The organism is Brevundimonas intermedia (assembly GCF_004614235.1).
GTDB lineage: Bacteria > Pseudomonadota > Alphaproteobacteria > Caulobacterales > Caulobacteraceae > Brevundimonas > Brevundimonas intermedia_A.
The window spans coordinates 468,277-483,291 of sequence record NZ_SPVH01000006.1 but is presented as its reverse complement, the minus strand read 5'-3'; the positions used below and the strand labels follow the sequence as shown (position 1 = coordinate 483,291).

The following is a 15,015-nucleotide window of genomic DNA, read 5'->3' as shown; positions in this document are numbered from 1 at the left end:
CCTGATCGATGGCTTGCGACCGTTCTTTAGTGGGCGGCGGGCGCGTGGGGCGGTTCGGCCGGGGCTGCGGGGGACGGGGCAGCAGCGGAGGAGTCCGCGCCCTGCATCGTCGTTGCAGCCGGGGCCGTGGTGGCGGCGGTGTCGTTCTGGATGGCCTGGTTGGCGGCGGCCTCGGCGTCCTTGGCGGCCTGATCGACCGTCAGGGCCGCTTCCTCGGCGCTGCCGGCGGCCTCGACCGCATCGGTCGCGGGGGCTTCGGCCTTTTCTTCAGGCGCCTTGCTGCAAGCGGCCAGGACCAGGACCGCAGCCGATGCGGCGACGAGGGCTGTGATACGCATGAGGACTTCTCCGAAGGCTTGCGCGAGGGCACGCGCCCTGCACCGCAACGATAGGGCCGCCGTGTGCGCGAGGGCAAGTTACGATCAGGCAAGGCGCGATCGGGGCGGCGTCACGCCGCAGCCGTCGACACTCAGTCGGCTTTGATGTTGTTCAGTGTTTCTTCCATCTCGCCGAAGGACGGCTGGGCGGAGGAGGGAATGTCGCCACGGCCGATCTCGACCGAGATCTGGGCGGCGTTGCCGTGCAAGTGGGCCACCAGCACCGACTGGATGATCTTGTAGTAGGCCGCTTCCTCATTGATGATCGCGGTCAGGCGTGCGGCGAACGGGCCGACCAGGCCATAGGCCAGGAACACGCCCATGAAGGTGCCGACCAGGGCGCCGCCGATCATGGTGCCCAGCACCTCGGGCGGCTCGGTAATCGAGCCCATGGTCTTGATGACGCCCAGCACGGCGGCGACGATGCCCAGGGCGGGCAGGCCGTCGGCCAGGACCTGAAGCGCATGGGCGTTTTCGAGATGCTCGTGGTGATGCTTTTCCAGCTGCTTTTCCATCGCGTCCTCGACCTGGTGCGGATCCTCCAGGTTCATCGTCATCATCCGCAGGGTGTCGCAGATGAAGTCGACGGCGAAATGGTCCTTCAGCACCTTGGGGTACTTCTGGAAGATGGCAGATTCCTTGGGCTTTTCGATGTGGCTTTCCAGCGCCACCACGCCCTTGGACTTCATGGTCTTGGTCAGCTGAAACAGCAGCGACAACAGGTCCTTGTAGTCCTGCTTCTTCCACTTGGGCCCGGCGAAGCATTTGCCCAGCCCGCCCATGGCCCCCTTGATCACGGTCATGGAGTTGGAGATCATAAAGGCCGCGATGCCCGCGCCGCCGATCGCCATCAGTTCGTGGGGCGCGGCGTGCAGGATCACTTCGAACTTGCCGCCAGAGATGGCGTAGCTGCCGAAGACGAGGCCGAACAGCAGCACGATGCCGATGATCTGGAACATGAAAGCGAACGATCCTGACGCGAGAGATCGGGATCATCGCCGTTAATCATTAAGACGGCGTTTCGCGAACGCCGTCTCCTGACCTCAGATGCGGCCTTCGCCGTTCAGGATCGCGGTGCGCGCCGCCGCCGTCAGCTTCTGATACCCGGCCTTGCCGCCGCGCACGTAAAGCGCCGTCCCGGTCTTTTCGGGATCGAAGCCGTCCGCGACCAGATCGGCCTTCCTGTATTTGAACGTGCCGGTCGTTTCCGCCGACTTGATCAACCGCAGGAACACCGGCTGGGCATAGGCCGGCAGCTTGGCCTCGACATGGTCGGAGAAGGCCTGGGCGTCGAACTTGCCCTCGACCACCAGCGCCGCCATCCCCGCCTTGCCGTCCTGGGCCGGCACCGGCACGCCATAGACGATGGCCTCGGTCACGCCCGGCGCATCCATCAGCACCTGTTCGACCTCGGAGGTCGAGACGTTCTCGCCCTTCCAGCGGAAGGTGTCGCCCATCCGGTCCACGAAGTAGAAATAGCCCTCCGCGTCCTGTTTCATCAGGTCGCCGGTGCGGAACCAGCGGTCGCCCTTCTTGAACACGTCGGTCAGGATCTTCTTCTGCGAGGCGGCCTTGTCGGCATAGCCCGAGAAGTCGTGGCGGATGTCGTTGCCGATCAGGCCGATGGCCTCGCCCACCTCGCCGACCCGCGCCAGACGGCACAGGCCGTCGGGGCCTCGTATGGGCTGTTCGGTCTCGACGTCGAACTCGACCAGGCGAATATTGATCTGCGACTTCAGGAAACCGGGCACGCGACCGATGGCGCCCTGTTTGCCGTCGAAGTTGAACAGCGAGACGTTGCCCTCGGTCGAACCGTAGAACTCCAGCACCTCGGGAATGCGGAACCGGCTCTGGAAGTCGGGCCAGACATCGGCGCGCAGGCCGTTGCCGAACGCCAGCCGCAGCTTGTGCTTGGTCTCGTCTTCTTGCGGCGGACAGTTGACCAGATAGCGGCACAGCTCGCCGATATAGACGAACATGGTCGCGCCCGACGACCGCACGTCGGGCCAAAACGTGCTGGCCGAGAACTTCTTGCGGATCACCAGCCGCGCGCCGTTCAGCAGGGCCGCGCCCACCCCGACCAGACCGCCGGTCGAGTGATACAGCGGCAGGACGTTGAAGATCCGATCCTCGGGCGTCGAACGCGTGGCGCCGGCGAAGGCGCGCATATAGGTGCGGGCGCGCGAATGCGGGATGCGCGCCGCCTTGGGCAGGCCAGTCGTGCCCGACGTATAGATATAAAGCGCGGTGTCGCGGTTGGTCAGGCCCTCGCGCGCCGACTTGGACGGCCGCACCGACGAGCCGCCGCGCACGGGCTTGTCCAGGCCGCGACGGTCGCTGGTCTCAAGGTCGTCGGGCAGGCCCAACACCCAGAGCGCCAGGTTGTGATCGACTAGAGGCCGCGCCTCCTCGATCTGGCGCCAGCAGTCCTCGTCGGCGACGACGTTGAAGGCCTTCGAGATGGCCAGGCAGTGGGCCAGCCCCTGCCCGCCCAGATTGGTGTTGATCAGGGCCGTGGCGATGCCGACCTTGGAGAAGCCGATCCACGCCGCCAGATATTCGATCCGGTTCGTCATCATCAGGGCGATGGTGTCGCTGCGGCGCAGGCCCCGGTTCTTGGCCCAGTGGGCGAAGCGGTTGGCCATGGCGTCCAGGTCGCGATAGGTCAGGGTGCGCTGACCGTCGTCGATGGCGATATTGTCGGCGAACTTGTCCACAGCCTCTTCGAAGTCGTCGCAAAGCAGGACGTCGCTGTCCAGCTCGATCGGCTTGATGCGCTTGAGCAGGCGGAACAGGCCGCGAGCGAACCGGACGTCCCGACGGATATTCGCTACAAAACCCATGCGCGCCGTGTCTCCGGTCAATGCGTGTTCCACCCTGTCCGGTGATGGACGAAGGGGGGGCGTCGGGTCAACCGCGCCGTCCGCGATCCCTCGCGAACCCGACGGATTGGCGTCAGCCGTGATCCATTTGTTCTGTTGACGCCGGGGAAATCCAGAGGCGTCGCCTGCTTTTTATTGCCGCATTCCCCGCTGATCCGGCCGCAAAGGGCGCGATTGTCGCCTCATTCCGGGCAGGAACGGTGTTTCTTCGGGGCTTTTGCGCCGGCGGCGGAACGGCGTCGCGGGACGGCGGGTTGGTTGATCAACGTTATGGAGGACTGAAACAATGTCGATGACCTACGCCAACGCCAATACCGAAGCCCGCACCGAAGAAACCTTCGTGCCGCGTTACGCCCGCAACACCAAGGCCAAGAAGTCGGTGAAGACCTGGATGATCCTGGCCCCGATCGGCGCCGTCGTGCTGCTGGGCAGCGGCGTCGCCATGATGATGGGCGGCGGCGAACAGGCGGCGCCCGCGCCTTCCACGGAGGCGGCGGCTCCTGCGATGCAGACTGCGCCCGCCGCGATGACCGCCGCCGAGACGCCCGTGACGCCGGCCGCGCCGATGGAGACCGCACAGGCCCCGACCGCCACGCCGACGCCGGCTGCCCCCGCTCCGGTCGCCCGTCGTGCCGAACCGCGCGCCGAGCCGGTTGCCCGTCGCGCCGCCCCGGCTGCTGAACGCCCGGCCGCCGCACGCGTCGAAACGCCTGCTGTCCCGACAGGTCCTCAGCCTTATGCGGCCCCGTCCGTTCCGGCGGCGAGCACCAGCCAGTTGAACACCGCTCCGGCGGCGGCTTCGACCCCGGCTCCGGTCGTGACCACGCCCGCCGCTCCGGCGATCACGGTTCAACCGCTGAACTGATCGCAGTCAAATAGAAGAAAGCCCCGGTTTCGACCGGGGCTTTTTTTGTGCGGCACCTCAAGCACCGGTCACGCGCCAGATCACATTGCCCACGTCGTCGGCGACCAGCAGCGCGCCCAGCCGGTCGATCTGAACCCCCACCGGCCGTCCCTGCGCCTGACCCTGGGCGTTCAGAAAGCCGGTCAGCACATCCTGCGGCGGACCGGCCGGACGGCCGTCCACGAACGGCACGAAGATCACCTTGTAACCGCTGCGCACGCTGCGGTTCCAAGACCCATGCTGGCCGACGAAGGCGCCGCTCCGCAAGGCGGGCGGCAACAGGGTCGCCCCCTCGCCGAACGTCAGCCCCAGAGAGGCGGTATGGGCGCCCAGGGCGTAGTCCGGCCGGATCGCGCGGGCGACCATCGCAGGATTGGGTGGCGGCCGCACATCGACGTGCTGGCCGTAATAGCTCCACGGCCAACCATAGAAGGCGCCCGGCGTCACCGAGGTCATATAGTCGGGGACCAGATCGTCGCCGATCTCGTCGCGTTCGTTGACCGCGACCCACAGCCTGCCGCTTTTTGGGTTCCAGTCCATGCCCACCGGATTGCGCAGGCCCGAGGCATAGACCCGACGCGTCCCCGTCGCCGAGTCGATCTCCAGGATGGCGGCGCGATCCACCTCTTCGTCCAGCCCGTTCTCGCCGACGTTCGAGTTGGACCCCACCCCGACATAGAGCCGGCTGCCGTCCGGGCTGGCGACCAGGCTCTTGGTCCAGTGGTGATTGCGACCGGCCGGCAGGTCCGCGACCTTGATCGCGGCGGCGTCGATCCGCGTCTGGCCCGTCCGATAGGGGAAGACCACCACCGCATCGGCATTGGCCACATAGAGGCGCTCCCCCACCAGGACCATGCCGAAGGGCGAGTTCAGGCCGGTCAGGAATTCCGTCTTCGTCTCCGCGACCCCATCGCCGTCGGCGTCGCGCAGAAGGACGATCCTGTTGGGACTGGGCACCCCGGCGCCGGCCCTGGCCATGACCTTGCCCATCACCCAGTCCCTCAGTCCGCCCTTCTTGTCCTCAGGCGGAGGCGGTGCATTCGACTCGGCCACCAGAATGTCGCCGTTGGGCAGGCGATAGAGCCAGCGCGGGTGATCCAGCCCCGTCGTGAACGCCTGCACCCTCAACCCCGCCGCCGCGACCGGCGTCGCGCCCTGGGGCCAGCTTGTCGCAGGCGCGATCTTCACCGTCGGAAGCAGGCCCTGACGCGGCGCGGGCAGTTCGGGGTTCGGACCAAAACCCGCCTCGGTCGGCAAGGCCTGGCCGCCCGCACAGGCCCCCAATCCCAGGGTCGCCGCCAACACCGTCGAGGCGAGTAGGGATCTGGAGGTCGCGGTCATGATCGTGGCCCTTACCGAGCGGGTTGCGCCGGAAACTCCAGCCGGCTGACATCATAGCCCAACGCCCGCGCCCGGTCCGTCAAGCTTCGAACCTGCACCTCGGTCGGCAGGTCGCGGGTGTAGATGAACAGGCGCTCGAACGTCGGATCGGCCGAGATGAACCAGCTGTAGTCGTCGGCCCGGTCCAGCACCCAGTAATCCCAGGTCACGAAACCGGCCAGATACTTGACCCTCAGCTTGGCGTTGGTCCCCGGATCGAGGATTTCGCCCCGCCCGCCGATGGCCTTTTCCTTGCCCTGCGGCGTGCCGACCTGACAGGTGTCGCGCACGTCGACGCGCGTGCCCTCCACCGGCGTGTAGATAGATGCGCCCGCCACGCAGCCGTCCGTCAACCGATCCGGCAGACGCGCGATCTCGTGCCAACGCCCGGACCACAGGCGCTGGACATCCACCGGCTTGGCGGGCTGGGGCGCGCGATATTCGGAAGGCGACGGCGCGGTCACGCAGCCGGCCAGGGCGACAGCTGCGATGGCCGAGGCCATCAGGGATTTCATGCTGGACATGAGCGTTTCCGTTTGAAGCCATAAGCCGCGCTTGGCGACCCTAGTTCCTTTACGTCGCAGCGCCCGTTTCGGACGCCGCAGGCCGAAAATCTCATAGCAAGCAGCAGTATCCATCGCTTGTCCCCCGACGCGCATTGGCGTTGTCACATGGCGTTCGACGGAGACGCCCCGGTGACCACCGCCACCTTGACCAGAAGACCTGCCGCCCTGCCTGCCGCGCGCCTGACCCATCTTCAGCGCCTGGAGGCCGAGGCCATCCACATCATGCGCGAGGTGGCGGCCGAGGTGGAGCGCCCGGTGATGCTGTATTCGATCGGCAAGGATTCGGCGGTGATGCTGCACTTGGCGAAGAAGGCCTTCTATCCATCCAAACCGCCCTTCCCCCTGCTGCACGTCGACACGACGTGGAAGTTCCGCGCCATGTACGCGATGCGCGAACAGGCGGCGGCGGACCTGGGCGTCGAACTGCTGGTTCACCAGAACTCTGATGCTGTCGCGCGCGGGATCAATCCGTTTGATCACGGCTCGGCCCTGCACACCGATCTGTGGAAGACCGAGGGGCTGAAACAGGCCCTGTCGCTGCACGGCTTCGACGCGGCCTTCGGCGGCGCCCGCCGCGACGAGGAGAAGTCGCGGGCCAAGGAGCGCATCTTCTCTTTCCGCACAGCCGAACACCGCTGGGATCCCAAGAACCAGCGGCCCGAGCTTTGGCGGCTCTACAACACGCGCAAACGGCCTAGCGAGAGCATCCGCGTCTTCCCCATCTCCAACTGGACCGAGCTGGATGTCTGGCAATACATCCACCTGGAGCAGATCCCGATCGTGCCCCTGTATTTGGCGGCTGAACGGCCGGTGGTCGAACGCGACGGCGCGCTGATCATGGTCGATGACGACCGGTTCCGGCTGCGCCCCGGCGAGACGCCGCAGATGAAGTCCGTCCGCTTCCGCACCCTGGGCTGCTACCCCCTGACCGGGGCGGTCGAGAGCACGGCCGCGACCCTGCCCAAGGTCATTCAGGAAATGCTGCTGACCACCACCTCGGAACGCCAGGGCCGGATGATCGACCACGACCAGTCCGCCTCGATGGAGAAGAAGAAGCAGGAGGGCTATTTCTGATGGCTCACCAATCGGACCTCATCGCCCGCGACATCGACGCCTATCTGACCGCCCACCAGCACAAGAGCCTGCTGCGCTTCATCACCTGCGGCAGCGTGGACGACGGCAAGTCCACCCTGATTGGGCGGCTTCTGTACGATTCCAAGATGATCTTCGAGGATCAGATGGCGGCTCTGGAGGCGGACAGCCGCCGCGTCGGCACGCAAGGGGGAGACATCGATTTTGCTCTTCTGGTCGACGGCCTCGCCGCCGAGCGGGAGCAGGGCATCACCATTGATGTGGCCTATCGTTTCTTCTCGACCGAAAAGCGCAAATTCATCGTCGCCGACACGCCGGGCCACGAGCAGTACACCCGCAACATGGTCACCGGCGCCTCGACCGCCGACGCCGCCGTCATCCTGATTGACGCCCGTCGCGGCGTCCTGACCCAGACGCGGCGTCACGCCTATCTGGTCAGCCTGCTGGGCATCCGTCACGTGATCCTGGCGGTGAACAAGATGGACCTGATGGGCTGGTCCCAGGATGTGTTCGACGCCATCGTCGCTGACTTTAGCGCCTTCGCCGTCCAGATCGGGCTGAAGACCTTTGACGCCATCCCCATGTCGGCCCTTCGTGGCGACAACATCACCGAGGCCAGCGCACATTCGCCCTGGTACGCCGGGCCGCCGCTAATGAGCCTGCTGGAAACGCTGGAGGTCGGCGACGACCTGCAGGCCGATCCGTTCCGCCTGCCGGTCCAGTGGGTCAACCGGCCCAATCTCGACTTTCGCGGTTTCGCGGGCCAGATCGCCGCCGGGACAGTGCGGCCGGGCGATCCCGTCCGCGTCCTGCCGTCGGGCCGCACCTCCACCGTCGCCCGCATCGTCACCGCCGACGGCGATCTGGACCAGGCCGTCGCCGGCCAGTCGATCACCCTGACCCTGGCCGACGAGATCGACGTCTCGCGCGGCGACGTCCTGGCCTCGGCCGACGCGCCGCCGGAGGCGGCGGATCAGTTCGAGGCCACCGTGGTCTGGATGGACGACGAACCCCTGCTGCCGGGCCGCCCCTACCTGCTCAAGATCGGCGCCAAACTGGTCGGCGCCACCATCACCGAGCCCAAGCATAAGGTGAACGTCAACACCTTGGAGCATCAGCCGGCCAAGCGGCTGGAGCTGAACGAAATCGGCGTCTGCAACCTGTCGCTGGACGCCCCCGTCGCCTTCGCCCCCTATGTTCAGAACAAGGACCTGGGCGGCTTCATCCTGATCGACCGAATCTCGAACCGGACGGTCGGGGCCGGCCTGCTGAACTTCGCCCTGCGCCGCGCCCACAACATCCACTGGCAGGCCCTGTCGGTGGACAAGGCGGCGCGCGCCACGATCAAGAACCAAAGGGGCCGCGTCGTCTGGCTGACCGGCCTGTCGGGTGCGGGCAAATCCACCATCGCCGACCTGGTCGAAAAGCGCCTCTATGCCGACGGCCGCCACACCTATCTGCTGGACGGCGACAATGTCCGCCACGGCCTGAACCGCGACCTGGGCTTCACCGAGGAGGACCGGGTCGAGAACATCCGCCGCGTCGCCGAGGTGTCGAAACTGATGGTGGACGCCGGTCTGATCGTCCTCGTCAGCTTCATCTCCCCCTTCCGCGCCGAACGCCGCCTGGCCCGCGACCTGCTGGGACCGGGCGAGTTCGTCGAGGTCTATGTCGACACCCCCCTAGCGGTCGCTGAGCAGCGCGACGTCAAGGGCCTCTACAAAAAGGCCCGCGCCGGCGAACTGAAGAATTTCACCGGTATCGACAGCCCCTACGAAGCCCCCGAGGCGCCGGAGATCGTCGTGGACACCACCACCATGTCCCCCGAAGACGCGGCCGAACGCATCGTCGCCTGGCTGGACGGCCGGTTCTCGACCGAGGATTTCAGCATCTGACCCCTCGACGTTCGGCCGGTTCGGGCGCGAGGGTGGAACCTTGACCGTTCGCCAAGCGCTCTGGAGTCAATGACCCATCCGATCAGACAATTGGACCTCGCGGCCATCGAACAGTCGCAGGTCGTGCGGATCGCCGGGGCCAATCTGACGATCGGGGGCCTGACCAGCGCCGGGGTGATCCTGCTGGTCGCCTTCGCCGCCCACTGGCTGGTGACGCGGTCCCTGCGCCGACTGCGCGAACGGGCGGATCGCAGCCGCCAGGCCGTCTATCTGCTGGAGCGGCTGGCGGGTTACGCCATCATCGTCATCGCCGTAATGTCGGCCCTGTCGGCGGCGGGACTGAACCTGTCGTCGCTGACGGTGTTCGCGGGCGCCCTGGGCATCGGCGTGGGTCTGGGCCTGCAGGGCGTGGTCAAGGAGTTCGTCTCCGGCCTGTTCCTGATCTTCGACCGGATGGTGTCGGTCGGCGACTATATCGAGATCGAGGACATCGGCATTCGCGGCGCCATCATGGAGATCGGCCCGCGGGCCACCCGCGTCCGCACCAACGACAACGTCAATGTCCTGGTGCCCAACTCGCGCTTCATCGAACAGCCGGTCACCAACTGGACGCTGAAGGGCGACACCCGCCGCATCCACGTGCCGTTCTCGGTCGCCTATGGGTCGGACCGGGGCAAGGTGCGCGACGCGGTTCTGGCCGCCGCCCGCGCCAGCCCCTTCACCCTGCCCGAGACCGAGGCCCGCAAGAGCCAGGTCTGGCTGGTGGCCTTCGGCGACAAGGGCCTGTCGTTCGAACTACTGGTCTGGCCGACGCGCGAGGCGGTCAAGCGGCCCGCCGCCATGCACGCCGCCTATACCTGGCTGATCGCCGACGCCTTGGACGCCACCGGCATGGAGGTGCCCTTCCCCCAGACCGACCTGCGTATCCGCAGCGCATTCGGCCTGGAAGGCGACGAGGCCCTGAAGCGGCTCGGCTACGGCGTGGGCGCCGCGCCGCGACCCGTCGCCCCCCACCGCAGCGCCCAGACCGCCAACGACGCCGCCGACGACGTGATGGCCGACGACGAGGTTGAGGCGACGGAAACGCTTCCTCCGCCGAGCAGAAAGACCGATTAGAAAAATCCGTCACCCTCGGGCTCGTCCCGAGGGCCCACCTATCCGCCGCACGTCTCATGAAGATGGATCGACGATCTTGATCCATACCAATGGTTCGCATCTGCCTCAGCCGTAGGCCCTCGGGACAAGCCCGAGGGTGACGGGTTTTTAGTGTTCCGCCTTCGCCTTCAACCGCCAGGCATGGAGCAGCGGCTCGGTGTATCCGTTCGGCTGCGCCACTCCCTCGAACACCAGCGCCCGCGCCGCCTGATAGGCCAGGCTGGCCTTCGGGTTCGCCGCCATCGGCCGATACAGCGGATCGCCCGCGTTCTGGCCATCGACCTTGGCCGCCATGCGCGCGAAGGCGGCCTCGACGTGATCGGCCGTGCAGACCCCGTGCAGCAGCCAGTTGGCGATATGCTGCGAACTGATCCGCAGCGTCGCCCGGTCCTCCATCAGGCCGATGTCATGGATGTCCGGCACCTTGGAACACCCGACCCCCTGATCGATCCAGCGCACCACATAGCCGAGGATGCCTTGGGCGTTGTTGTCCAGCTCGGCCGCCACCTCGTCCTCGGACCACTCAGCGCCGTGGGCCAAGGGCGGGGTCAGCAGGGCCTCCAGCCCCGGCGTCGGCTGCTCCGCCACCGCCTTCTGAACCGCGAACACATCGACGGCGTGATAGTGGAGCGCGTGCAGGGTCGCCGCCGTCGGCGACGGGGTCCAGGCGGTGTTGGCGCCCGTCCTGGGGTGGGCGATCTTCTGCTCCAGCATGTCGGCCATCCGATCCGGCGCGGCCCACATGCCCTTGCCGATCTGGGCCTTGCCCGACAGGCCGCATTTCAGGCCGATGGCGACGTTGCGCGCCTCATAGGCCGTGATCCAGGCGCTGGACTTGATGTCCGCCTTTCGCACCACCGGCCCGGCCTGCATGGCGGTGTGGATCTCGTCGCCGGTGCGGTCCAGGAAGCCGGTGTTGATGAAGACGATCCGGTCCTTCACCGCCTGGATGCACGCCGCCAGATTGGCGGAGGTGCGGCGTTCCTCGTCCATCACCCCGACCTTGATCGCATGGCGCGGCAGGGCCAGCAGGTCCTCGACCGCGTCGAACAGCCGGTTGGTGAAGGCCGCCTCGTCCGGCCCGTGCATCTTGGGCTTGACGATATAGACCGAGCCGGTCGCGCTGTTGGCGAACGCCCCCAGGTCCTTGATGTCATAAAGGGCGATCAGGCTGGTCACGATCGCGTCCATGACCCCCTCGGGCGCGTCCGACCCGTCGGCCAGACGAATGGCCGGCGTGGTCATCAGATGTCCGACGTTGCGCACGAACAGCAGGCTGCGCCCCTTCAGGATCACCGACGATCCGTCCGGCGCCGTCCACTGGCGATCCGGCTCCAGCGCGCGGGTCTGGGTCTCGCCGCCCTTTCTGAACGTCGCCGACAGGTCGCCCCGCATCAGGCCCAGCCAGTTGCGATAGGCCTCGGCCTTGTCCGCCGCATCGACGGCGGCGACGGAATCCTCCAGATCGACGATGGTCGTCAGGGCCGATTCCAGCACCACATCCGCCAGCCCCGCCGCATCGCCCCGCCCGACCGGATGGCTGCGGTCGATGACCAGTTCGATATGCAGGCCGTTATTGACCAGCAGGATCGACGACGGCGCGGCCGCCTCGCCCGCAAAGCCGACGAACTGTCCCGCATCCTTCAGCGCCGGCGACAGGGCGCCGTCCACCACCGACCAGCCGCCCACATCCGCATGCGACCCCTCGGCCAGCGGCGCCGCCTCGTCCAGGAAGGCCTTGGCTCGCGCCACCACCCGCGCCCCGCGCGCCGGATCGTAGCCGCCGCCGGCCGGCAGATCGCCCAGGGCGTCTGTACCGTACAGGGCGTCATACAGGCTGCCCCAGCGCGCATTGGCGGCGTTCAGCAGGAAGCGCGCGTTCAGCACCGGCACCACCAGCTGCGGCCCGGCCATCTGGGCGATCTCGGCGTCCACGCCTTCGGTCCCGATGGTGAAGGCCGCCGGCTCATCGACCAGATAGCCGATTTCTCTCAGGAAGGCCTCCGACGCCCCCACGTCATAGGGCTGGCCCCGCCGCGCCCCATGCCAGTCGTCGATCTGAGCCTGCAAGGCGTCGCGTCGCTCCAGCAAGGCCCGATTCTCCGGCGCGAACCGCTCGAAGATATTCGCCGCCCCGGCCCAGAAGCTCGCCGCATCCAGGCCCAGCCCCGGCAGCACATCCTGCTCGATCAGGGCGATCAGCTCGCCCGCGACCTTCAGCCCGGCGCGATCTTCATGGGTCGTCATGACGGCCTCTCCCCGGCGCGACGCCGGACCTGTAACAATGCGTGATCAGGTAAGCCGAGCCCGCGCCGCTCCGCAAGGGTCACGTTGCGTCATCGGGGTCGCTTTTCGTCGAAATCAGGCCGTGCGACGCCCGCGCTCGGTCAGAAACTCTTAACCGCGTCCGTGAACGGGACTGCAAGCGGCGGCGCCTATTGTGAGCTTACGGACGAACTCGCGTCCGGCCAGTCGAGCGTATCGCCCATGCTGTTTCTTTTGAACGATGTCGTGTTCGACCTGGACGAGGCCTGCCCGGCCACGCCCGCCGACACGCGCCGGTTCGAGAAGCTGGAGTTCGACTATGTGCTCGAACTGGGCTGCGAACTGTTCGCCGAGGACCCGCTGCTGCATCGCAACGATCCCGAACGCGCGCGCCGCCTAGCCTGGCTGATCGCTCAGCGCAGCCCCGACGTGAACGCCGCCCTGTTCGCCGCCCCGGCCGTCGCCTGCGACCCCGACCTGGTCGAGCCGCGTTTCTGCGCCCTGCCGCAGCAGGTCATGCATCAGCTTCAGGCCAAGGGCCGTCGCCTTGACGCCGTCTCCGCAGACCGCGCCGTCTGGAACCGCCTGGCCGCCTGATCGCGGCCCGAAAACGCAGTCAGAAGACCGCGTTGAAGACCACGTGGACCAGCGTCGCCACGGCCACGATAAAGCCGAACCCGACCGCCAGCCCCAAGGCCGGATGAAGGGGCGCATGCTCGCGCGGCGTATGGGCGATACGGTCTTGAGGATGGATGACAGCCATCGTCTTTGTCCTTTCCCTATGATCCCGGATCGATCCGGGAGGGGAGCGTCGGACTCTGACGGCCTGATCGTCTCCTCCAGAAGATAGCATGACTCCATTATCCCCTGATGGCGAGGGGTTATTTCAAAGAGGGTCGCCCAGCGTTTTCGACTGGACGAACACCCGCTCGGATTGCATGACTTGATTAGGATATCAGTATCGGGGGATGCATGAGGCTCAAGGACCAGTGGCGCGCGGCGCTGATCGTTCTTGCCGTTCTTCTTTGTGCGGCCAGTCCAGCCTCAGCCGAATGGCGGCGGGCCGAAACGGCCGGCTTCATTGTCTACAGCGACGGTGACGCCGGCGTCCTGCGCGACAACGCCCTCCAGCTGGAACTGTTCGAAAGCTCGCTGCGTCTGCTGCACGGCGCCGATCCCGCTGCCCGCGCGCCCAGGAAACTGGCCATCTATCTGGTCGGCGACCGCCGCAGTTTGGGCCAAGTCTGGCCGGGTATTCCCGAAACCATCGCCGGCTTCTATCGACCCAGCGAGGATGGCGTCTTCGCCATCGCCGTGCGCGAACGCGGCAGCCTGGACACCCTGCTGCATGAATACGCCCACCACTTCATGATGGGATCGTCCGGCTCCGGCTATCCGGGCTGGTTCATCGAAGGCTACGCCGAATATTTCATGACGGCGGACCTGTCGCCTCGCCGCGTGGCCATCGGCGACTTCAACAAGGGGCGGGCGGATTGGCTTCAATACGGTCGCTGGCTGCCCATGGCCGATATCGTCACCAACCGCCCAAGTCAGTATGGCGATGGGAACGCCGTCGCCATGTACTATGCTCAGGCGTGGCTGCTGACCCACTGGCTGATGTCTGATCCGACGCGAACACGGCAGATGCTCAACTACTTCAGCCGCCTTCGCGCAGGCGAATCATCGACCGCCGCCTTGGAGGCGGCGACCGGCATGGCGATGGCTGAAATCGATCGCGCATTGAAGGTCTATGTACGAGGCCGCGTGCCGATGAAGAGCTTCTCGGCCGAGCAATTTCCTGTCCCGCAAGTGACCGTGACGACGTTGTCGCCCGGCGAAGATTCGCTGCTACTGTTGAACCTGCGCCTATCCAACGTCAGCAACGACGAGGATCAACGCGCCATCCTCCTGTCTGAAGTGCGTAACCGCGCCGCCGCCTTCCCCAACGACCCGTTCGCGCAACGCTTGCTGGCCCGCGCCGAGATTCGCATGGGTGATCGTCAGGCCGGCGAGACCATCGTGCGCGACCTGGTCGAGGCGAAACCGGACGATACGGAGTCCCTTCTCCTCCTGGCCGAAAGCATAATGACCGCCAGAGACGACGAGGAAGTCGATCACATGACAGCGATGGGCGAGGCCCGTCGGTATCTGGCCCGCGCCTATGCGCTGGACGACACAGATTTCAGAACGCTCTCCATGCTGTCGACGACGCGCAACGGCGCGCCGGGCTTCCCGAACGACAACGACATGGAAACCCTGCTGGCCGCCGTGGAGTTCGCGCCGCAGATCCCCTCCATCCGCCTATCGACAGCCCAGGCTCATGCTGCACGCGGTGAATATGATCGTGCGATCGCCATGCTCGAACCGATGGCGTCCAACCCGCACGGCGACCGTGGCTCGGCCATCGCGCGCACCCTGATCGGCAGCTACCGCTCACGCCAAGGCGGCGAGACGTCCCCGGCTGCTGAATCCGCCCCAGCGCCCGCCAGCGAGTGACTT

At 66.5% G+C, this 15,015-nt stretch carries 13 protein-coding genes; 6 read left to right on the top strand and 7 right to left on the bottom strand.

Features of this window, described 5'->3' with window-relative positions:
* Positions 1 to 26: 26 nt before the first annotated feature.
* The 3 genes from EGY25_RS08655 to EGY25_RS08645 form a co-directional block, all read right to left on the bottom strand.
* Positions 27 to 338 (bottom strand): hypothetical protein, encoded by a 312-nt coding sequence (locus EGY25_RS08655; RefSeq protein WP_135194597.1) that lies wholly within the window; start codon positions 336 to 338, stop codon positions 27 to 29.
* A 131-nt stretch (positions 339 to 469) separates the two neighbouring features.
* Positions 470 to 1,336 (bottom strand): flagellar motor stator protein MotA, encoded by an 867-nt coding sequence (gene motA / locus EGY25_RS08650; protein WP_135194596.1) that lies wholly within the window; start codon positions 1,334 to 1,336, stop codon positions 470 to 472.
* 84 nt (positions 1,337 to 1,420) lie between these two features.
* Positions 1,421 to 3,220 carry a long-chain-acyl-CoA synthetase gene (locus EGY25_RS08645; protein WP_135194595.1) on the bottom strand — a complete coding sequence of 600 codons (1,800 nt, stop codon included), beginning with the start codon at positions 3,218 to 3,220 and terminating at the stop codon, positions 1,421 to 1,423.
* Positions 3,221 to 3,551: 331 nt separating this feature from the next.
* Between EGY25_RS08645 and EGY25_RS08640 the strand changes: the two genes are divergently transcribed.
* Complete coding sequence (locus EGY25_RS08640) at positions 3,552 to 4,124, top strand: hypothetical protein (RefSeq protein WP_209308022.1); 573 nt, start codon at positions 3,552 to 3,554, stop codon at positions 4,122 to 4,124.
* Positions 4,125 to 4,181: 57 nt separating this feature from the next.
* On the opposite strand, the gene EGY25_RS08635 is transcribed toward EGY25_RS08640, so the two are convergent.
* Positions 4,182 to 5,504, bottom strand: a complete 1,323-nt coding sequence (locus EGY25_RS08635) for a PQQ-dependent sugar dehydrogenase (protein ID WP_135194593.1) — start codon at positions 5,502 to 5,504, stop codon at positions 4,182 to 4,184.
* Between the two features lie 11 nt (positions 5,505 to 5,515).
* Positions 5,516 to 6,067: a lipocalin family protein gene (locus EGY25_RS08630; RefSeq protein WP_135194592.1), complete on the bottom strand. Its 552-nt coding sequence runs from the start codon at positions 6,065 to 6,067 to the stop codon at positions 5,516 to 5,518.
* Positions 6,068 to 6,214: 147 nt separating this feature from the next.
* Between EGY25_RS08630 and cysD the strand changes: the two genes are divergently transcribed.
* From cysD to EGY25_RS08615, 3 genes are all read left to right on the top strand, one after another.
* Positions 6,215 to 7,183, top strand: coding sequence for a sulfate adenylyltransferase subunit CysD (cysD, locus tag EGY25_RS08625; protein WP_135194591.1), 969 nt, complete (start codon positions 6,215 to 6,217; stop codon positions 7,181 to 7,183).
* Positions 7,183 to 9,096, top strand: a complete 1,914-nt coding sequence (cysN, locus tag EGY25_RS08620; RefSeq protein ID WP_135194590.1) for a sulfate adenylyltransferase subunit CysN — start codon at positions 7,183 to 7,185, stop codon at positions 9,094 to 9,096. Before cysD ends, cysN begins: the two co-directional genes overlap by 1 nt.
* Before the next feature lie 69 nt (positions 9,097 to 9,165).
* Positions 9,166 to 10,212, top strand: coding sequence for a mechanosensitive ion channel family protein (locus EGY25_RS08615; protein WP_135194589.1), 1,047 nt, complete (start codon positions 9,166 to 9,168; stop codon positions 10,210 to 10,212).
* A 147-nt stretch (positions 10,213 to 10,359) separates the two neighbouring features.
* On the opposite strand, the gene EGY25_RS08610 is transcribed toward EGY25_RS08615, so the two are convergent.
* Positions 10,360 to 12,498 (bottom strand): malate synthase G, encoded by a 2,139-nt coding sequence (locus EGY25_RS08610; protein WP_135194588.1) that lies wholly within the window; start codon positions 12,496 to 12,498, stop codon positions 10,360 to 10,362.
* 240 nt (positions 12,499 to 12,738) lie between these two features.
* Between EGY25_RS08610 and EGY25_RS08605 the strand changes: the two genes are divergently transcribed.
* Positions 12,739 to 13,113 carry a hypothetical protein gene (locus tag EGY25_RS08605; RefSeq protein WP_135194587.1) on the top strand — a complete coding sequence of 125 codons (375 nt, stop codon included), beginning with the start codon at positions 12,739 to 12,741 and terminating at the stop codon, positions 13,111 to 13,113.
* Positions 13,114 to 13,132: 19 nt separating this feature from the next.
* On the opposite strand, the gene EGY25_RS16525 is transcribed toward EGY25_RS08605, so the two are convergent.
* Positions 13,133 to 13,279 carry a hypothetical protein gene (locus EGY25_RS16525; RefSeq protein WP_167762517.1) on the bottom strand — a complete coding sequence of 49 codons (147 nt, stop codon included), beginning with the start codon at positions 13,277 to 13,279 and terminating at the stop codon, positions 13,133 to 13,135.
* A 209-nt stretch (positions 13,280 to 13,488) separates the two neighbouring features.
* Here EGY25_RS16525 and EGY25_RS08600 point away from each other — a divergent pair, with 209 nt between their 5' ends.
* A complete protein-coding gene (locus EGY25_RS08600; RefSeq protein WP_135194586.1) occupies positions 13,489 to 15,012 on the top strand; it encodes a hypothetical protein in 1,524 nt (507 codons plus the stop codon).
* Positions 15,013 to 15,015 lie beyond the last annotated feature (3 nt).